19 protein-coding genes and 1 tRNA gene are annotated in these 18,537 nt (G+C 69.4%); 9 read left to right on the top strand and 11 right to left on the bottom strand.

The features are described 5' to 3' along the window. Positions 1-18: 18 nt before the first annotated feature. The 9 genes from D8896_RS13000 to D8896_RS12960 form a co-directional block, all read right to left on the bottom strand. Entirely contained in the window at positions 19-2,847 is a 2,829-nt protein-coding gene (locus tag D8896_RS13000; protein ID WP_121822536.1) for a bacterio-opsin activator domain-containing protein, read from the bottom strand. A gap of 93 nt (positions 2,848-2,940) precedes the next feature. Continuing rightward, positions 2,941-3,975, bottom strand: coding sequence for a BGTF surface domain-containing protein (locus D8896_RS12995; RefSeq protein WP_121822535.1), 1,035 nt, complete (start codon positions 3,973-3,975; stop codon positions 2,941-2,943). A gap of 166 nt (positions 3,976-4,141) precedes the next feature. Continuing rightward, positions 4,142-4,708, bottom strand: a complete 567-nt coding sequence (locus D8896_RS12990; RefSeq protein WP_121822534.1) for an NAD(P)/FAD-dependent oxidoreductase — start codon at positions 4,706-4,708, stop codon at positions 4,142-4,144. A gap of 84 nt (positions 4,709-4,792) precedes the next feature. Continuing rightward, positions 4,793-5,461, bottom strand: coding sequence for a cytochrome c biogenesis CcdA family protein (locus D8896_RS12985; protein ID WP_121822533.1), 669 nt, complete (start codon positions 5,459-5,461; stop codon positions 4,793-4,795). Next, positions 5,454-5,948: a TlpA family protein disulfide reductase gene (locus D8896_RS12980; protein ID WP_205596825.1), complete on the bottom strand. Its 495-nt coding sequence runs from the start codon at positions 5,946-5,948 to the stop codon at positions 5,454-5,456. Before D8896_RS12980 ends, D8896_RS12985 begins: the two co-directional genes overlap by 8 nt. Positions 5,949-5,971: 23 nt before the next feature. After that, the gene (locus D8896_RS12975; protein ID WP_121822531.1) at positions 5,972-6,631 is read right to left on the bottom strand and encodes an SCO family protein; all 660 of its coding nucleotides are present in this window, start codon (positions 6,629-6,631) and stop codon (positions 5,972-5,974) included. Positions 6,632-6,696: 65 nt separating this feature from the next. Continuing rightward, positions 6,697-9,078 carry a heavy metal translocating P-type ATPase gene (locus D8896_RS12970; protein WP_121822530.1) on the bottom strand — a complete coding sequence of 794 codons (2,382 nt, stop codon included), beginning with the start codon at positions 9,076-9,078 and terminating at the stop codon, positions 6,697-6,699. Continuing rightward, positions 9,075-9,887: a sulfite exporter TauE/SafE family protein gene (locus D8896_RS12965; RefSeq protein WP_162991554.1), complete on the bottom strand. Its 813-nt coding sequence runs from the start codon at positions 9,885-9,887 to the stop codon at positions 9,075-9,077. Before D8896_RS12965 ends, D8896_RS12970 begins: the two co-directional genes overlap by 4 nt. A 5-nt stretch (positions 9,888-9,892) precedes the next feature. Continuing rightward, positions 9,893-10,066: a hypothetical protein gene (locus tag D8896_RS12960; protein WP_240452028.1), complete on the bottom strand. Its 174-nt coding sequence runs from the start codon at positions 10,064-10,066 to the stop codon at positions 9,893-9,895. 162 nt (positions 10,067-10,228) lie between these two features. Between D8896_RS12960 and D8896_RS12955 the strand changes: the two genes are divergently transcribed. Genes D8896_RS12955 through D8896_RS12935 form a run of 5 tightly spaced genes read left to right on the top strand, consistent with a single transcriptional unit; the run spans position 10,229 to position 13,549 of the window. Beyond that, the gene (locus tag D8896_RS12955; protein ID WP_205596824.1) at positions 10,229-10,459 is read left to right on the top strand and encodes a hypothetical protein; all 231 of its coding nucleotides are present in this window, start codon (positions 10,229-10,231) and stop codon (positions 10,457-10,459) included. 1 nt (position 10,460) lies between these two features. After that, on the top strand, positions 10,461-10,976 hold the full coding sequence (locus tag D8896_RS12950; RefSeq protein ID WP_121822527.1) for a cytochrome c oxidase subunit II: 516 nt from the start codon (positions 10,461-10,463) through the stop codon (positions 10,974-10,976). A 1-nt stretch (position 10,977) separates the two neighbouring features. After that, on the top strand, positions 10,978-12,690 hold the full coding sequence (locus tag D8896_RS12945; RefSeq protein ID WP_121822526.1) for a b(o/a)3-type cytochrome-c oxidase subunit 1: 1,713 nt from the start codon (positions 10,978-10,980) through the stop codon (positions 12,688-12,690). Then, entirely contained in the window at positions 12,687-12,881 is a 195-nt protein-coding gene (locus D8896_RS12940; RefSeq protein WP_121822525.1) for a CbaC protein, read from the top strand. The genes D8896_RS12945 and D8896_RS12940 overlap by 4 nt, the downstream gene beginning before the upstream one ends. Positions 12,882-12,883: 2 nt before the next feature. Then, the gene (locus D8896_RS12935) at positions 12,884-13,549 is read left to right on the top strand and encodes a DUF7546 family protein (protein ID WP_121822524.1); all 666 of its coding nucleotides are present in this window, start codon (positions 12,884-12,886) and stop codon (positions 13,547-13,549) included. Between the two features lie 69 nt (positions 13,550-13,618). On the opposite strand, the gene D8896_RS12930 is transcribed toward D8896_RS12935, so the two are convergent. After that, positions 13,619-13,849: a hypothetical protein gene (locus D8896_RS12930; RefSeq protein ID WP_121822523.1), complete on the bottom strand. Its 231-nt coding sequence runs from the start codon at positions 13,847-13,849 to the stop codon at positions 13,619-13,621. 496 nt (positions 13,850-14,345) lie between these two features. Further along, positions 14,346-14,419 (bottom strand) — tRNA-Val (locus tag D8896_RS12925). A 164-nt stretch (positions 14,420-14,583) separates the two neighbouring features. Here D8896_RS12925 and trpD point away from each other — a divergent pair. Genes trpD through trpG form a run of 4 tightly spaced genes read left to right on the top strand, consistent with a single transcriptional unit; the run spans position 14,584 to position 18,522 of the window. Beyond that, positions 14,584-15,588, top strand: coding sequence for an anthranilate phosphoribosyltransferase (trpD, locus tag D8896_RS12920; protein WP_121822522.1), 1,005 nt, complete (start codon positions 14,584-14,586; stop codon positions 15,586-15,588). Further along, a complete protein-coding gene (locus D8896_RS12915; protein ID WP_121822521.1) occupies positions 15,585-16,253 on the top strand; it encodes a phosphoribosylanthranilate isomerase in 669 nt (222 codons plus the stop codon). Before trpD ends, D8896_RS12915 begins: the two co-directional genes overlap by 4 nt. Continuing rightward, positions 16,250-17,884 (top strand): anthranilate synthase component I, encoded by a 1,635-nt coding sequence (trpE, locus tag D8896_RS12910; protein ID WP_205596823.1) that lies wholly within the window; start codon positions 16,250-16,252, stop codon positions 17,882-17,884. Before D8896_RS12915 ends, trpE begins: the two co-directional genes overlap by 4 nt. Further along, positions 17,881-18,522: an anthranilate synthase component II gene (gene trpG, locus D8896_RS12905; RefSeq protein ID WP_121822519.1), complete on the top strand. Its 642-nt coding sequence runs from the start codon at positions 17,881-17,883 to the stop codon at positions 18,520-18,522. The genes trpE and trpG overlap by 4 nt, the downstream gene beginning before the upstream one ends. Positions 18,523-18,537 lie beyond the last annotated feature (15 nt).

Raw genomic sequence — 18,537 nt, 5'->3', positions numbered from 1 at the left:
CGCGGGGTTGTTCGGCCGTCACTCCTCGTCGAACAGGAGCGTGAGGAGCTTCCGCTGGGCGGCCCGGAGGTGGTTGTTGAACGTCGGCTGGGCCACGTCGAGCGATTCGGCTATCTCGCTGCCCGTGCGGTCACGCGGCGTCGAGAAGAACCCGCTCAGGTACGCGCTCCGGAGCACCTCCGCCTGCCGGTCGGTGAGCCGTTCCTCCAGTTCGGCGCGGAACCCCGCGGCCGTCCGACCCGGTCGCTCGCGCTCCCGGCGACGGACGAGTTCGGCGGTCTCGTAGCGGGACCGGAACGCCTCCACGAACTCGCGCACGTCCGCATCCGCCGCCAGGTCGACGACCAGACGCACGTCGCCGTCGGTCGCCGTCATCTCGCGGGGGACGCCACCGTGGTCGAGCACCGTCCGGGTGAGGCTGTCGCCGGTCAGGTCCGCCTCGTACAGCGTCCGGTCGCCGCGGTCGGCGATCACCGACAGGTTCGTCACCTCGGAGGCCATCGCGGCGAACTCCGCCACTCGGTCGGACGAGAGGTCGCTGACGGTGAAAAAGAGGCGACCGTGGTCGTCGTTCGGGACGACGCCCTTGAACTCGAAGCGCCCCTCCTCCTGTACGAGCCCCCACGAGAGGACGAGGTCGGGGTCGGCGATCCGGAACTCCAGTTCGACGAGGGCGTCGCTGACCAGCGCGTTCTTGGTCTCGACGGCGTTGATCGCGTGGGCGACCGTGTCGCCGAGTTCGGCGAGCACCTCCCACTCGGTCCTCTCGAAGCGGTCGGGGCGCTCGGTGACGACGGTCAGGACGCCGTACGTCGACTCACCGTACCGCAGCGGGATGCTGGCGATCGAGTGGAAGTCGCGGGTCAGCGCCGCCCGCCGCCAGTCGGCGAACGGGGGATCGCTGGCCAGGTCGGTCTCGACCTGTGGCTCCTCGCTGCGGAGCGCCCGCGCCGTCGGCGGCAGTTCGCTCGCCGGGCCGTCCAGCGTCAGTTCGGCGGCGTCGAGGTAGCCGTCGTCGTCACCCGCGCGCTCCCGCGCCTCGATACGGTTCGAACCGGGGTCGCCTTCGCCGATCCAGGCGAGCGAATAGGGACCGGCGTCGGCGAGTTCGGAACACACCGCCGACTCGATTTCGGCCCGGGTGGTCGCGCCGACGAGCGCGCGCTGGACGTTCCGGATCACCTCGTTGATGCGGTCGGCCCGTTCGAGGGCGTCGTTTCGCTCGGCCAGTTCCGCCTCCTGCTCGCGGAGCTCGCGGTCCCGCTCGGCGCGGTCGAGCGCGGAGCGAAGCGTCGCCGCCAGCAGCGTCGCCGTCTCCGCGGTCGTTCCGTCGACGGTGCCACCGTCGGCCGTCCCCGCGACGAACACGCCGTGGCGGCCGAGGGGGACGGCGATGCCGTCGGTGAAGGGGCTGTCGTCGGCGTCGTGGTAGCGACGGGTGTCGCTGTCGGCGAACGCCGTCCAGGCGGTGCCCGACCCGTCGACCGGCCCGGCGTCGTCGGCGGGGAGCGTCCCGCCGTCGAGTTCCAGCCGGCCGCCCTCCCCGTCGTACAGCGCGACGGCGGTCGCCGGGAGGTCGAGCACGTCGCGTGCGCGCCCGGCCGCCGTCTCGGCCATCTCGTCCGCGTCCTCCGCCGCCAGCAGGTCCCTCGCGAGTCCGGTGAGCGTTCGCAGCCCCGCCTCGCGACGGCGGCGCTCGGTCACGTCCTCCAGCGTCAGCACGACGCGGTGCAGTTCGTCCTCAGGGTCGTACAGCTGGGTGCCGTTGACCGACAGCCAGACGCGCTCCCCGTCGGGCCGGGCGACGCCGATCACCTGGTCGACGAACTGCTCCTCGGCGTCGAACGCGCGCCGGAACGGGAGCTCCTCGTCCGGCACCGGCTCCCCGTCGGGACCGACGATGTCCCACTCGTCGGCGTTGTACCGGAGTTCCTGGATCGTCTCGCGCGAACGGCCGAGCAGCTCCTCCGCGTACTCGTTGGCGAACCGGAACCGGCCGTCGGCGTCGAGGACGGTGATGCCGACGGGGCTGGTCTCCACGATGCGGCGCTTCAGCGCGCGCTCCTCGCGCAGTTCCTCGCGCAGGCGCTCCTGTTCGGTCACGTCGCGGAAGTACACCGACAGGCCGTCCGACGACGGGTAGACGTGGACCTCGAACCAGGCCGACAGCGGCGGGAAGAACTCCCGGAAGCTGACGGTCCGCTCCTCGGCCATCGCCTCGCGGTACTTCGCCTCGAACGTCGAGTCGCGGATCCCGGGGAACGCCTCCCAGATCGATTCGCCGAGTATCTCCTCGGCGGTCCGTCCGAGCACCGCCTCGGCGCGGTCGTTGACGTGGGTAAACCGCCAGTCGTCGTCGAGCGCGAAGAACGCGTCTGAAACCCGCCCGAGCACCGCCTCGACCGACGGCTCGGGGGGCTGATCGGCCGCTGGTGGGCCGCCGTCGTGATCGCCCGTCGGGCCGGCGGCCCGGCGGACGCTCGCCGCCAGCGCGACGTACTGCCCGTCGTCAGTGCGAGCGACGAAGTCCGTCGCCCGATAGTCGTACAGCCTCCGAAGGGTCCGTTCGCCGGGGCGTGCGGCGAACAGCACGAACGGAACCGTCGAGGCCTCCCTGAGCCGGTCGAGCAGCTCCAGCGCGGTCCCGTCCGGGAGGTCGTGCTCGCTGACGACGCAGGCGACCCCGTCGTCGGCGGTTCGGGACAGCGCGGCGTCGACCCCGACGACGGGGTCCACCGCGGTTCCGGAGAGTTCCGCTTCGAGTGCGGTGGCCGCGCTCTCGGCGTGTCCCGGGTCCGACCCGACGTACAGCACTGTCGCCGGGCCGTTCGGTGTTGGTCGACTCACTGCAGTGATCGGCGACTCTTCGTTCTCGGACGGTAAGAACCCCAGTGACGGTTATCGGAGACTCTCGGAAAACGGAGAGGTCGGGCGGGGGAACTAGCGGAGCCGATACGCGACCGCGGCACCGCCGAGGACGACCGTGCCACCGGCGAAGGCGGCGGGCACGACGGGGAAGGAGTCACTGTCGTCGCCGGTGCCGTCGTCACCACCGCGTTCTGCCTCGTCGCCGCTCGGGTCGTCAGCGCCGCCGCTCTCCGCGTCGTCGCCGTCGGCTGGTTCGGTCGTGGTCGCGCCCGGACACGACGCCGGAGCGCCGGCGGCCGACTCGTTCGAGTCGGCTTCGGTGACGACCACGTCGGCGCTCGCGAGTTCCCTGCCGTCGTCGAGAAGGGTCACGTCGCCGAGGCTCACGGCCGGGACCGCGCGCAGGTCGAACGTCGCCGTGAACGACCCGTTCTCCCCGACCGTCGGATCGTCCTCGATCAGGTACGGCGTCCCGGTGTCAGCCCCGCCGAGGTCGAGGCGAACCAGCAGTTTTGACCCGGGCTCAAGTTCCGTCTGCCCCGAGATGGTCCGCTCGGAGCCGTTGGTCAGGGCTATCCCCTCCCCTTCGTAGTCGAAGCGGTTCGGGACGGCCGGTTCCGACGGCGAATCGTCGGGGGCCTCGTTGACCGCAAGCGACCCGATACTGTCGGGATCGTCCATCGGCCCGAGCGTCAGCTGGTACGTTGCGGGAGGGAGCGGCGTTTCGATCGCCTCGGTTTCCTGCGTCGCCTCCCACATGCGATCGCCCTCGGAGACGGAGAGGTACGGCGCGGCGTAGTTCGGGCCGGGGTCGCCCGCCTCCGAGAGGTCGAGTTCGACCGTGACGGTACCGTCACCGTCGCGGTCGGCGACTACCGCCGTGGCCAGGAACCCCTCCTCCTCCGAGCCGATGGACAGGTTGACCGGGTCCGAATCATCGACGGAGATCACGATCTCGACGGTCTCGTTCTGGTGTCCGGGGATGAGTTGATCCTCGAACGTCGGGTCGTCGGCCGCAACGACCGGGACCGCGACCGCGCCGGCGACCGTCGAGAGGACGAGGAGGGCGGCGAGCGAAGCGCCGGCCAGACGACCAAGGCGGGTCACGATACCACCCCATGGACGGCGACGCCGGGAGTTATCGAACCAGCGATGCGATCGTCAGTGGGGACCAACCCTTGCATCACCCGACACTACGGGGTCGAGTTACATGACACTCCGGTTAACTAAAACGGTCGTTTGACAGACGATGCGGGAACGAGACGGCCACCGTCTACCGCTGGGCGGCGGTGTCGGGCGTGTCGAAGTCGTGGAAGTGCTCGCCCTTCTCCTTGCTGAGCACGTTCAGCGCCGCGGCCGCGCCGTCGCCGGCGGAGATGATCGCCTGCCACTCCTCGGCGCGGACCATCGCGCCCGTGGCGTAGGCGTCGTCGACGCTCGTCTCCATCGAGACGTTCACGTCGACCACGTCCTCGTCGGTGAACGCACAGCCAAGGTCCTCCGCGAGGTCGCGGTTCGCGCCGGTCGCGAGGACGACGTAGTCGGCCTCGTGGTCCTCACCGTCCGCGGTCACGACGAAGCTGTCGCCGTCCTGCTCGACGGCGGACACTTCGACGCCCTCCTGCAGGTCGACGCCGTGGTCGGTGGTCGCCTGCTCGCGGGCACGGTCGAGGAACACGTCGCCGTCCATGCTCCGGATGCCGAGGTAGTTGAACAGGTGGGCCTTGTGCATCCACGTCTTGTCGGTGTCGAACACCGTCGTGTCGAGTCCGTTCTTGCTGGTAAACAGTGCCGCGCTCAGGCCGGCGGGGCCGCCGCCGACGACGATTACGCTTGCCATGTTCCTGTGTACGGTCTCGGCACTGAAAGGCCTAGCACAACCGGCACGCCACCTGGGCGGGTCACGGACTCGCCGATAGCACGCTCACAGCACGTCGAGGACGACGACCGAGAGGTACAGCTGCCAGCAACCCGCGCCGACCATGACGGTCCCGGCGAGGAGTCGAACCGACCCGGCGTAGCGGCCCAGGTCGCGCCAGACGTCGAGACCGGCGCTCGCGAGCAGGGTCACGGCGACCAGCGGCGCGGCGACGCTCAGCGCGTACGCCGCGAACGCGACCGTGCCGCGTACCGGCCCCAGCGCGATCGCCTGAATCACGACGCCGAGGAACACCGGCACCACACAGCCCGCAGCGGCGACGGCGTACACCGCGCCGAACACCCCGTACTGAACCCGGGATTCCGGACGCTCGGGCAGCGGCACGCGCACCTCGGGCGCACGGTCGGCGAGCGTCACCACCCCCAGCGCCACGAGGCCGACGCCGACGAGCGGCTCCACGAGGGCGATGTCTGCGACCGCGCGCTGCCCGAGCAGGAACACGACCGCGCCGACAGCGACGAACGCGAGGACCGCACCGCCGGCGGCGACGACCCCGTCGATCAGCGGCCGCTGATGGGACACGTCCCCGCCGTCGCTGCTCGCGTAGTATCCGACGTACCCGGGCAACAGCGGGTAGGCACACGGGGCGAAGAACGTCGTCAGCCCCGCCCCCACCGCGAACCCGACCGTCCCGGCGAACGCGGCGTCACTCATCGGCGAGGGCGGCCTCGATCCGGGACCGAAGCGTCGAACGGTCGGTCAGCCCGCGTTCGCTCCACGTTACGGCCCCGTCGACGGTGACGGCGAGGTACGGAAGCCCGTCGACTCCCAGCGTCCGCATCAGGTTGCTCTCCGGGTCGTGGCCGAGCGTCCACTCCCCGCCGTGGGTGTCCCACCACGTTCGGAGATCGTCCCGGGAGAACGTGCTCCCGAACCGTTCGTTGGTGACCGAGACGAACGCGACGCGGTCGCCGAACTCGTCGTGGAGGGCGGACAGCGTGTCCATCTGTTCCTCGCAGGGGGCACACCACGTCGCAAACAGGTCGACCACTGCCACGCCGTCCTGCACGGGGACCGTCCGCCGGCCCTCGCTGGACCCGCGCGCAGCTATCGTCGCCATCTCGACGGCGACCGACTTACCGTCCTCGGACCCGGTGAGTGCGGCCCATCCGCCGGCCCCCGCGACCGTCAGTCCGGCCATCCCGCCGATCAACCGTCGCCGCTTCATCGGAGGCGCTGGAGGTGGTCGATGATCGTCTGGGAGTCGGGCGAGTCGCCACGGTACGCCCGCTCGACGTAGCCGTCGGCGTTCACGAGCAGGATCAGCCCGAGATGCGTGAACATGTAGCCGTCGCCGTCCTTCGCTGGCGTGCGCTCGAACGCGACGCCGAACTCCTCGGTGACGACTGCCTCCGCCCGTTGTTCGCCCTCGGGGCGGAGGAACCGCCAGTTCCCGGCCGTCGCGTCGACGTTCATCCGGTCAGCGTACGACCGGAGCCGGTCGGCGTCGTCGCGCGCCGGGTCGAACGTGACCGGGAGGAACGCCACCTCGTCGGCGTACCCCTCGTTCGTCGCGTGGGTCTGGACGTTCCGGAGGGCGCTTATCAGCACCGGACACATCGTCCGACAGTGGCTGTAGAAGAACGTGAGCAGGCTCGGCGTCTCCACGTCGCGGACGGCGACCTCGCCGCCGTCGAGCGGGTCGGGGAGCGTCACGTCGGGCACGCGCTGTCCCCACGCGGGATACTGGAGGTCCTCGCTCTCGACCTGTCGGTCCGGTTCGCCGAGCGTCGTGTCCGAACGTCCGGTGCCGAGACAGCCGGCGAACCCAGCTGCCGCGCCGCTCACCCCGGCGACCGATCGGAGATACTGCCGTCGTCGCATACGCGATCCTTGCGACCGATCGGTCAAAGCCGAACTGGTACGCCCGTCGAAGCGGCGTTCGTCGGTCATGCTACCACCCGCGACGAGTTCGCGACGACGAGCAGGCTGCTCGTTCCCATGGCGACGGCTGCGAACAGCGGGTTCAGCAGGCCGAACACCGCGAGCGGGATGGCGACCGCGTTGTAGAGGAACGCCCAGCCGAGGTTGTGCCGGATCCGGGCGTTCGTGCCGCGGGCAACCGCGAACACGTCGGCGACCGCCCCGAGGTCGTCCCGGACCAGCACGGCGTCGGCAGCGTCACAGGCGATGTCGGTGCCCGTCCCGAGCGCGAGGCCGACGTCGGCCGCCGCGAGCGCCGGCGCGTCGTTGCTCCCGTCGCCGACCATTGCGACCGTCCCTCTGCTTTGCAGGCGTTCCACGGTCTCCTGTTTGGCCTGTGGCGGCACGCCCGCGAACACTTCGGACACGTTCGGGTCCGACCGATACCGGGCGGCGGCCCGTTCGTGGTCGCCGGTCAACACGACCACCTCGCGGTCGGCCGCGAGGTCCGCGACGATCGACTGCCAACCGGGGCGAGGGGTGTCGCCGACGACGACCACGCCGCGGACGCGACCGTCCCATCCGACGACTACCGGCACGTCCCCGTCCTCGCGGGCGGCCGCGACCGCGTCGTCCGCCGACGCCGTGCGGTCGATCCCGTGCGACGCTGCGAGACGTGGATGGCCGACGACGACCGTCTCACCGTTCACGACGCCGGTGACGCCGGTGTCGTGTGTCTCGACGTCGGTGGCGTCCGGGACGTCGTCGGCGGCCGCCGCTATCGCCGACGCGATGGGGTGTGACGAGTAGCGCTCCAGCGCGGCGGCGCGTGCCAGCACCGTCTCGTCGCCGTCGGACCCGCAGTCGTCGGCGACGACCGTCCGGACCGTCATCCGCCCGTCGGTGAGCGTGCCGGTCTTGTCGAAGACTACCACGTCGGCGTCGGGGGCGGTCTCGAACACCTCGTCGGAGGCGACGACGATCCCCCGGTCCGACGCGTCCCGGATGCCAGCGGCCACCGCGAGCGGCGTCGCCAGCCCCAGCGCACACGGACAGGAGACGATGAGGACAGTCAGGCCGTCGAGCAGGGCCTCGGTGAACTGCGCCCCGGTGAGCAGCGCGGACGCCGCCGCGGCCGCCGCGAGGACGAGCACCGTCGGGACGAACAGGGTTGCGAGTTTGTCGGCGAGCCGCTGGACGCCGGAGCGCGAGCTCTGGATCGCCCAGAGGCGGTCCACGAGGCGGTCCAGCGTGCTCGTCGCGTCGTCGCCGACAGCGACGACGAGCGCCTCGTCCGTGACGACCGTCCCGCCGAGCACGCGGTCGCCCGGGCGACGGGTCTCGGGGACGGCTTCCCCGGTGATCAGCGACTCGTCGACGGCGGCGGTCCCCTCGACCACTTCACCGTCCACCGGGACGCGCTCCCCGGGCCTGACGAGCACGCGGTCCCCGGGCGCAAGCGCTCCAACGGGGACCGTCTCGTGGTCGCCCGCGGCCGTCACGCGGGTCACGTCTTCGACGCGGGCGTCGGTCAGCTCCGAGAGCCCGCTGGCGGCCGTGCGCTTGATCCGGTCCTCGTAGTAGTTGCCGAGGGTGACCACGAGCACGATGGCGACGGTCACGTCGAAGTACACGTGCGTCCGTCCGGCGACGACCGCGACCGTGCTGTACAGGTACGAACTCGTCGCCGCGATCGACACCAGAAGGTCCATGTTCGGCTGTCCCGCACGGAGGCTGACGACCGCGCCGCGAAGGATCGGATAGCCCGTGTAGAAGAGGACGATGGAGCTCATGAGCCAGACGTTGCCGAAGAGGTAGAGCCCGTCGAACCCACCCAGGTCGACGAGCGGGTCGAAGCCGAGGTAGGTCGGGTACAGGAAGAGTGCGTACCACAGCATCACCATCATCCCGAAGATGCCGCCGCCGATGAGAAAGCGAGCGATAGCGGCGTCCGCGCGGTCGTCGTCCCCGGTGTCGTCGGGCGCCGAGACGGCGTAGCCGTACCGCGACAGCGTCTCGTCGAGCGCGTCCAGGTCCCCGTCGCCGTCGTGGGTCACACGCACCATGTCGGTGGCGTAGCTCGCCTCCGCGCCATACACGCCGTCGACGTCGGCTGCGGCCGACTCGATGAACGTCTCGCAGGTGGCACAGTGCATCCCGTCGACGGAACGGAACGTGTGGTCGGCGTCCTCGGGCACGTCGTCGGAACCGGCGTCGTGCTCGTCCCGCACCGTCTCGGCGTCCGCCGCCGCCACGTCGTCCAGCGTCCGGGCGACCTCCAGACAGCCCCGGCAGCAGTAGCCGCCCTCGACGTCAGCGTCGGCGACCGGCGGGTCGGGCGTCGGGAGGTCACAGAGGGTACACGCGTCGTCGCTGCTGTCGTCCGCTGCGGTGGTGGATCGGCTCATGGTGGGAGTGTGGCCAGCGGGTACTCCGGCGACGGGAGCGGCAGGGCGAGGCGCGGCACGTCGACGCCGAACAGGTCGAGCCCGTGCGCGAGCAGGAGGTAGCCGAGGACGACAAAGAGCACGCCAAGCACCTGATTCACGCGTCGGTTCGCCGACAGCGAGCCGAACACGGTCCCGTACACCAACAGGGTCGGAAGCGTCCCGAGGCCGACGAGCGCGAGCAGCAGCGCGGCACGGGTCGGATCACCCAGCGCGAACGCGTACGCGTACGCCGGATACGTTATTGGACAGGGAAGCAGCGCGTGGACGACGCCGAGCCCGGCGATCCGGGCGGTCCCGACGTACGCGTCGACGCGACGGGTCAGCAGCCCACTCACCCGGCCGAACACCTCGTCGAGCGGGCCGAGGGACGGATGCGTCGCAGTACCCCCGACGTACGTGAGCCCGCTGACGACGATGAAGCCGCCGGTCAGGACCGCAGTCGCCGCCTGTACCCCCCGGCCCACCGCGAGGAGTTCCCGCGCTGCACCGACGGTAACGGCTCCGAGGGCGGCGAGGGATGCGCCGACGGCGGCGTAGCCGGCCGTCCGCCCGAGGTTGAACAGGAGGTGCTGACGCACCTGCCGGACGGTGAGACGCGTCGCTTCGGCACCCTCCTGCGCCCGGAGTCGGTCGGCGTACACGCTCACGAGCGGGCCACACATGCCGAGGCAGTGAGCACCGCCGAGGAAGCCGACGGCCAGAAAGACCAGCGCGTCGACGTTCCCGGACGGGACCGCCACACCCTGTCCGTGAAGGGGGGCGTACATCCCGGTCAGGCGGCGTCGTGCTCCTCGTGGCCGTGGTCGGTCGCCGTCGGCGAGACGAGGAGGTAGATGCTCCCGAAGATGAGCACGACGTTGACCGACGTGATCGCGCCGGCGTACGGGTTCTTGCTCGCCGCGAACGCCGCTGCGGGAGCGAGTGCAAGCAGCGCCAGGAAACTCATCGTCCGGGGCGAAGCGTTCGACAGGGCTTTTTTAAGTGTCGTTCCGTCTCCAGTAGTCACCATACACCCCGTTCGTCCGGGGGAGTATTACGTGATTTCCCCAGTTCTCAACAACTGAGAATCCGACGGTGCAATATATACCCCCTGTTCGTACGAAGATTTATGTCGATAGAAACGGAGACCGATTCGGCGACCGGCGACGACCCGGAGCGTCCAAGGGGGTACGTGGTCGGCTCCGCGCCAAGCGACGTGGAACGGGAACTGTCACACGACGAGTTCGACCCGGTGGGGACGCTGTCGATCATTCTGGTGTACTTCCTCATCCTGGTCGGGATGTGGGTGTTCATGTACTTCGTCGAGTTCCTCGGCGGCGAACTCACGGTGGTGGGCTGACATGGAGATCCACGACTACGAGAAGCTCTGGCTCGGCCTGGCACTCCTCCTGATCGTCGGGTTCATCGCCACCGTCGCCTACGGGGCCGTCGGTGCCGGCGTCGCCATGGTCGACGACGAGGGCGGCACCGTCGACCCGAACGCGCTCGACCAGCACCCGAAGTTCAGCGACCCCGGCGTCTACGAGAGCGGTGACGGCGAGTACGACGTGTACGTGATCGCGAGACAGTACATGTTCCAGCCCGGGACACAGGAACCGATCGAGGTGCCGGCAAACAGCACCGTGACCTTCCACGTCACGTCGGCGGACGTGATCCACGGGTTCGAAGTGGTCGGGACGAACGCCAACACGATGGCGATCCCCGGAGAGGTCGCCACGATCACGGTCGAAGTGTCCAGTCCGGGCAAGTACGGTCTGCTCTGTAACGAGTACTGCGGCGGCGGACACCACGGCATGGAGGGGACGCTGCGTGTCGTGCCCCGGACCGAGTTCAACGGAACGGAGGTGAGCGGCTGAGATGTCGACGTTCGTAGACCGCTATCCCGACGAGGCGCGCGTCGTCAGGGCGACGCTGGTCGTATCGTTCGCCGCGCTGGGTATCGGGGCGTTTTTCGGTCTCATCCAGGCGCTCCACCGCACCGGCTACCTCCGGATCATCGATTCGACCGACTACTACACCGTTCTGACCGGCCACGGGGTGCTTCTCGCACTCGTCTTTACGATCTTCTTCCTGCTCGGGCTGTTCACCTGGGCGGTCACGCGGAGCCTCGAACGGCCCATGCCAAACATCAGGCTCACATGGGCCTGGTTCGGCCTGTCGACGACCGGCGCGGTGTTTGCGGCGGTCGCCATCGTCGCGGGGCTGTTCCCGAGTCTCGACATGAGCGCCGACGTACTGTACACGTTCTACGCGCCGCTGCAGGCCCATCCGCTGTTTTATATCGGCCTGGCGATGTTCATCGTCGGCACGTGGATCGCCGGCGCGGACTGGTTCCTCGCGTACCGTTCGTGGCGGTCCGACAACCCGGACGAGCGGATCCCGCTGCAGACGTTCATGGTCCTGACGACCATGCTGATGTGGTATCTGTCGACCATCGGCGTCGCCGTCTCCGTCGTCGTCTTCCTCATCCCGTGGTCGTTCGGGCTCATCGAGACAGTCAATCCGCTGCTCACCAGAACGCTGTTCTGGTACTTCGGTCACCCGGTGGTGTACTTCTGGCTGATGCCCGCCTACCTGATGTGGTACACCATCCTCCCGAAGCTGGCCGGCGGCCGGCTGTTCAGCGACCCGCTCGCCCGCGTCGTGTTCGTGCTCTTTCTCCTGCTGTCGACGCCGGTCGGGATCCATCACCAGTATCTCGACCCCGGCATCGCCGAGGGGTTCAAGTTCATCGCGATGACGAACACGATGTTCCTCCTGCTGCCGAGCCTCCTGACCGCGTTCACCGTCGTCGCGAGCATGGAACACGGCGCGCGCCAGCGCGGCGGGGAGGGGTACCTCTCCTGGCTCGGGTCGCTCCCGTGGCGCGACCCGGCGTTTACCGGCATGGCGCTCGCCGGGCTGATGTTCGCCGCGGGCGGGTTCTCGGGCATGATCAACGCGGGGATGAACATCAACTACCTGGTGCACAACACGCTGTGGGTGCCGGGGCACTTCCACCTGACCGTCGGGACGGCGGTCGCGTTGACGATGATGGCCGGGTCCTACTGGCTCGTCCCGCAGCTGACCGGGCGACGGCTGTACAGCCGTCCGATCGCGCTGTTCCAGGTCGTGCTCTGGTTCATCGGCATGGTGTTCATGTCCAACGGGATGCACCGGGCGGGCCTGCTCGGGATCCCGCGCCGGACCGCCGAACCGCAGTACCAGAGCTTCGACTTCTCCGCGACCATCGGGTCGGTCACCGAACTGCGGATACAGATGGCCATCGGCGGGACGCTGCTGTTCGTCTCGGTGGTCCTGTTCCTGTTCAATGTCCTCCTGTCGGCGATCGAGGACCCGATAGAGATGCCCGTCGACGACAGCCTCCCGGCCCCGCTGTCGGGGGCGGACGGGAGCCCGGTCGTGCTCGACAACCTCCGGCTCTGGACCGCCATCGCCATCGTCCTCGTGATTCTCGCCTACTCGCTGCCGCTTGCGAGCATCGTCTCCGACGGCGGACTGTTCGGCGAGAGCGGGACCTTCCCCGTGTTCATCGAGGCGGTGTACTGGATAGTGGGGGTGGTTGTATGAAGCTCACGCGCGGCGGCGTCCTCGTGCTCGTTGGGATCAGCGTTCCCATCGTGCTGGAGCTCAGGACGTTTCTCGGCTTCTTCGACATCGAACTGCCGCTCATCGCTGTCGCCGTCCTCGAGCTGCTGTTTCTCGTGGGCGTGGCCGTGGCGTACGACAGGCTGAACGGCTCTCGGAGCGCAGGTAGCTGAGGATGACGGCAGTACTGGGCACACGGGACGGAGCGTCGCTCGGACCGCTTGCCCGGGCTGCCCGTACGTTCGTGCTGCTTACTGCAGTCGAACTGCTCGTCGTCGCAGCATACTTTGCGACGACGGACGCTCGGGTGATCTCGGCTCGGTATCTGGTGTACCCGTTCGTCTGGGTGAACGTGACGGTGCTGGCCGTCAGCCGGACGACGCTCCCACCGCTTGCCGAGCGGCGCACATGGCTCGCGGCAGTCGCCGCCGTGGGCTACTTCGCCCTGCTCGCCTGGGCGGGCGGACTTATTTCGTTTGCCTCCGCCGGCGGAGGCGGTCGTCTGGCAGTCCGTGCCGCCGCCCCTGGCTGGGGGCCGATACTCGTCTTGAGCGACAGCCGGATTCTGGTCACGCTGGTCCCGTTCAAGACCGTCGGCTATGTGGGACTGGCAGCGCTTGTGTACGCCGCACTCGCCGATACCAGTCGGACGGCAGTATCCGGAGTGCTGGGGCTTGCGACGTGCGTGAGCTGTACCGGGTCGGTGGTGGGGACGCTACTGGCGGGAACTGCGGGCGGCTCAGCGGTCGCCGTGTCGGAACTGTTCGTGCAGTCCTACGACCTCTCGACGGTCGTGTTCCTTCTCACGGTCGCTGCGCTGTGGCTCGGCGTTCGTCGGTAGCGACATCCCGATAGCAACGTCGTTTCGGTCCGGCGCGACCGTGGTGAGCCCGGAACGGATGTTCGGTGCCTAGCGGTCGTGTGTCGGCCGGTTGCGGGAGAGCGCCTTCGAGAGGGCGATAAAAACTCCGACGAAGGCAACGCCGGTGATCGCCGTGACTGCGAAGCTGTTCGAGAACTGTAAGCTGGCTCCCATGGTCGTCAGTATCGCGTAGCCGGCGACGCCCGTCAGGACGACCCCGAGTACGATGAACACACCGACTGCGACCCGGAGCGGGTCGATCAGGTTGCGGAACGTCATGGGTCAGTTGATCGTTGGCGGGCGAACCACATCAATCAGTATCCGATTCTCAGATCCCGAGAACGGTCGGATCGTGTGACTAGCGTGGATACGGGCGGTACGCTGCAGTCGTCGAGAAGGGGGCAACGCCCCCGACAGCTTGGAGTTCCGAAACGGGATCGGAGATACCCCTCGCGGCGAGTTCCCCTGCGGATCGGCGGCGGTTCCCCGTCGCCGTCACGCAACCCGGCGCTCCTATCCGGGTACGACAGTATCTATCAGCCCCCAATAAATCGTTGCTGCCAAAAATATTGGGTCGGACGGACGGGATACCTGATTCGACCTGCCCATAGCCGACCGAGGCGACTCGCTGCGCTCGTCGTGTAGCGTCCGGAAAAGTGGGTTTGGGCAGAGTTTGAACAACGCGAACGCCTCGCTACTCTCGGCGTTCTCTCGTTCAAATCTGCCAACGACACGAACACAGCCGACGCTGGCGAGCAGCGTCGGCAGAATGGAGTGGGTTTGGGCAGATTTGAACTGCCGGCCTCCTCCATGTCAAGGAGGTGTCATAACCAACTAGACCACAAACCCTGACTGGTGCTTGCCTGCATTCCCACGTATCCGGTGGGTACAATTGAAGGTTTCGAAATCGCCCGCCGTGTGTGGATCGGCGACGCGGACCGCTGCGACGACAGGCTTAAGGCGATGTACGGATTTGTACATCACAAGACGAAGTAGTTCATCGGTATCCACTCATGCAACACCACATCGAGCGCGTCACGGACGGGGAGGACCTGACACAGGACCAGGCACGCGAGGCGGCGTCGGCCGTCTTCGAGGACGCCACGGAGGCCCAGATCGGCGCGTTGCTGTCGGCGCTCCGCGCGAAGGGCGAGACGGAGACGGAGATCGCCGGCTTCGCCGAGGGGATGCGTGCGGCCGCACGTACCATCGAACCGGACCGGACGCCGCTGGTCGACACCTGCGGCACCGGCGGCGACGACTACGACACGATCAACGTGTCGACGACGAGCGCCATCGTCGCCGGCGGCGCGGGCGTCCCGGTCGCCAAGCACGGCAACTACTCGGTCTCCTCGTCCTCCGGGAGCGCCGACGTGCTGGAGGAGGTCGGCGTCGACGTCGAGGCCGAGCCGCCGGCCGTCGAGGACGCCATCGAGCGCGACGGCATCGGCTTCATGCTCGCGCCGGTGTTCCACCCGGCGATGAAGGCCGTCATCGGCCCGCGGAAGGAACTCGGGATGCGGACGATCTTCAACGTGCTCGGGCCGCTGACGAACCCCGCCGGGGCGGACGCGCAGGTCGTCGGCGTGTACGACCCGGACCTCGTCCCGGTCCTCGCCCGGGCGCTCGCCCGGATGGACGTCGAGCGCGCGCTGGTCGTCCACGGCTCCGGGATGGACGAGATCGCGGTCCACGACGACACGACCGTCGCGGAGGTCCGCGGCGACGAGACCGAGGAGTACACACTCTCGCCCGCCGACCTCGGACTGGAGCGCCACGACATCGACGCCGTCGCGGGCGGTACGCCCGCGGAGAACGCCGAGGACATGCGCGGCATCGTCGAGGGCGAGGTGACCGGTGCGAAACGCGACATCATCCTCGCCAACGCGGGCGCAGCGATCTACGTCGCCGGCGAGGCCGACAGCCTCGAAGCGGGCGCCGACGCCGCCCGGGAGGCGATCGACTCCGGCGCGGCCGCGGAGAAACTGGCCGACCTGCGCTCGGTCGTGGCGAAATGACGCGGACGAAGGTGTGCGGGATCACCCGCGAAACCGACCTCCGGGCGGCCGTCGACGCGGGCGCGGACGCCGTCGGCGTGATCTGCGACGTGCCGGTCGACACGCCCCGCGAGGTGTCGCCCGACCGTGCGGCCGACCTCGTCGCGGCCGTCCCGCCGTTCGTGACGAGCGTGCTGGTGACGATGTCCGAGAGCGCCGCGGCGGCCGCCGACCTCGTCGACCGCGTCGGCCCGGACGCGGTACAGGCCCACGGCGACCTCCCCCCCACTGCGATCGCTGACCTCACCGACGCGGTCGACGCCGCCGTGATCAAGTCGGTCGACGCCGCGGAACCGGAACGCGCCGCCGACTACGACGGCGTCGCCGACGCGTTGCTCGTCGACTCCGTGAGCGAGGGGGGCGGCGGGGGCACCGGCGAGACCCACGACTGGGAGCGCACCCGCGAAGCGACGCGGGGGCTGGACGCGCCGCTGGTGCTGGCCGGCGGTCTCACCCCGGACAACGTCGCCGACGCCGTGCGGACGGTCGACCCGTTCGCCGTCGACGTGGCCAGCGGCGTCGAGCGAGCGCCCGGCGAGAAGGACCACGACGCCGTCCGGGCATTCATCGAGCGGACGGGCGAACCCGACGCCTCGGAAACCGGGGTCGGGGAGGTCCGGCCGTGAACCTCGACCGCAACGAGTTCGTCGAGCTGGCGGACGCCGAGGGGCCGGTCGTCGTCCGTGCTGCCGCGGCACTCGACGCCGACGCGTCGCCGCTGTCTGCGTACGCGGCACTGACCGGACGGACGACCGACGCCGAGCGCGCGGACTACTCGTTCCTGCTGGAGAGCGCCGAGAAGACCGCCTCCAGCGACCCGGACGGCGCGTTCCGGCCGACAAGCGCCGGGACGGACCGGCACGCGCGGTACTCGTTCGTGGGCTACGACCCGGTCGCTGCGGTGACGGTCGGCCCCGACGAGACGACGGTAGAGACGCTGGCCGAGGAGCGGTACGGCGACTTGGTCGCGCCCAACGGCGGCGACACGGTCGATTCCCTCCGGGCGGCGCTGCCGGACGCCGAACTGCGCGGGTTCCCCGACGCGGACCGCCAGCACCTCGAAGGCGGACTCGTGGGGTTTCTCGCGTACGACGCCGTCTACGACCTCTGGCTGGACGAGGTCGGCGTCGAGCGCCCCGACTCCCGGTTCCCGGACGCGCAGTTCGTGCTGAACACGAAGACGCTCGTGTTCGACGAGGTGGCCGGAACGCTGGAGCTGGTGTGTACGCCCGTCCTCCGGCCCGAGGACGACGCCGGCGCGACGTACGATGCCCTTCGGGCGGAGGTCGAGCGCGTCGTGTCGCTGCTCGCCGACGCCGACGAGCCGACCCCCGGCGGCTTCCGCCGGGCGGCGGAGACGGCCGGCCCGCGCGACGACTACGAGGAGAGCGTCCGGAAAGCGAAGGAGCACGTCCTCGACGGCGACATCTATCAGGGCGTGATCTCGCGGACGCGGGAGCTGTACGGCGACGTGGACCCCCTCGGCCTGTACGAGGCGCTCCGGGACGTGAACCCCTCGCCGTACATGTACCTGCTGGGCTACGACGACCTGCATGTCGTCGGGGCCAGCCCGGAGACGCTCGTCTCCGTCCGCGGCGACGAGGTGATGGCAAATCCCATCGCGGGCACCTGCGACCGCGGCGCGAGCCCGGTCGAGGACCGCCGGCTCGCCGGCGAGATGCTCGCCGACGGCAAGGAGCGCGCCGAGCACACCATGCTCGTCGACCTCGCGCGCAACGACGTGCGCCGGGTGAGCGAATCCGGCAGCGTCCGCGTCGACGAGTTCATGAACGTGCTGAAGTACAGCCACGTCCAGCACATCGAGAGCACGGTGACCGGAACGCTCGCCGACGACGCCGACTGCTTCGACGCGACGCGGGCCTCCTTCCCGGCGGGCACGCTGTCGGGCGCGCCGAAGATCCGCGCGATGGAGATCATCGACGACCTCGAACCCGAGCCGCGCGGCCCGTACGGCGGCGGCGTCGGCTACTACTCGTGGACCGGCGACGCCGACTTCGCCATCGTCATCCGGACGGCGACGGTCGAGGACGACGCGCCGCTGCCGGACGGCGACGGGGCCGCCGACCGCGTCACGGTGCAGGCGGGCGCGGGCATCGTCGCCGACAGCGACCCCGCCGCCGAGTACGAGGAGACCGAGAAGAAGATGGGCGGCGTGCTCGACGCGCTGGCGGCGATCGAAGACCGGGAACGTGCCGCGAGCGGCGCGCCCGAACCGACGCCGGGAGGGGAGCCATGAGCGACCCGACGGCGGCCGGCGACGCGGACGAGCCGACGGTCCTGTTCGTCGACAACTTCGATTCGTTCACCTACAACCTCGTCGAGTACGTCAGCGAGCACGCCGACACCGAGGTGTTGCGCAACACCGCCTCGCTGGACGATGTGCGCGCCGTCGACCCGGACGCGGTCGTGATCAGTCCGGGACCGGGCCACCCGAAAAACGATCGCGACGTGGGCGTCACGACGGACGTGCTCCGCGAGGTCAGCCCGGAGGTGCCGACGCTCGGCGTCTGCCTCGGCCTCGAAGCCGCTGTCTACGCCTATGGCGGCGCAGTCGGACGCGCGCCGGACCCGGTCCACGGGAAGGCCTACCCCGTCCACCACGACGGCGAGGGCGTCTTCGCCGGGCTGGAACAGGGCTTTCGTGGCGGGCGCTACCACTCGCTGGTCGCGACAGCGGTGCCGGACTGCTTCGCGGTGACGGCGACCACCGACCACGCGGGGAGCGACCCCGACGCGGCGGCCGACGGCGGGACCGAACTCGTCATGGGGATCCGCCACCGCGAGCATCCGATCGAGGCGGTGCAGTTCCACCCGGAGAGCGTGCTCACGGCGGCGGGACACGACGTGATCGAGAACTTCCTCGCGGGGGTCTGACCGCGGCGGTTCGCT

This window comes from Halostella salina (assembly GCF_003675855.1).
In the GTDB taxonomy this organism is placed as follows: domain Archaea; phylum Halobacteriota; class Halobacteria; order Halobacteriales; family Natronoarchaeaceae; genus Halostella; species Halostella salina.
The sequence above is the reverse complement of the archived record's forward strand: the minus strand, read 5'-3'. Positions and strand labels throughout refer to the sequence as shown.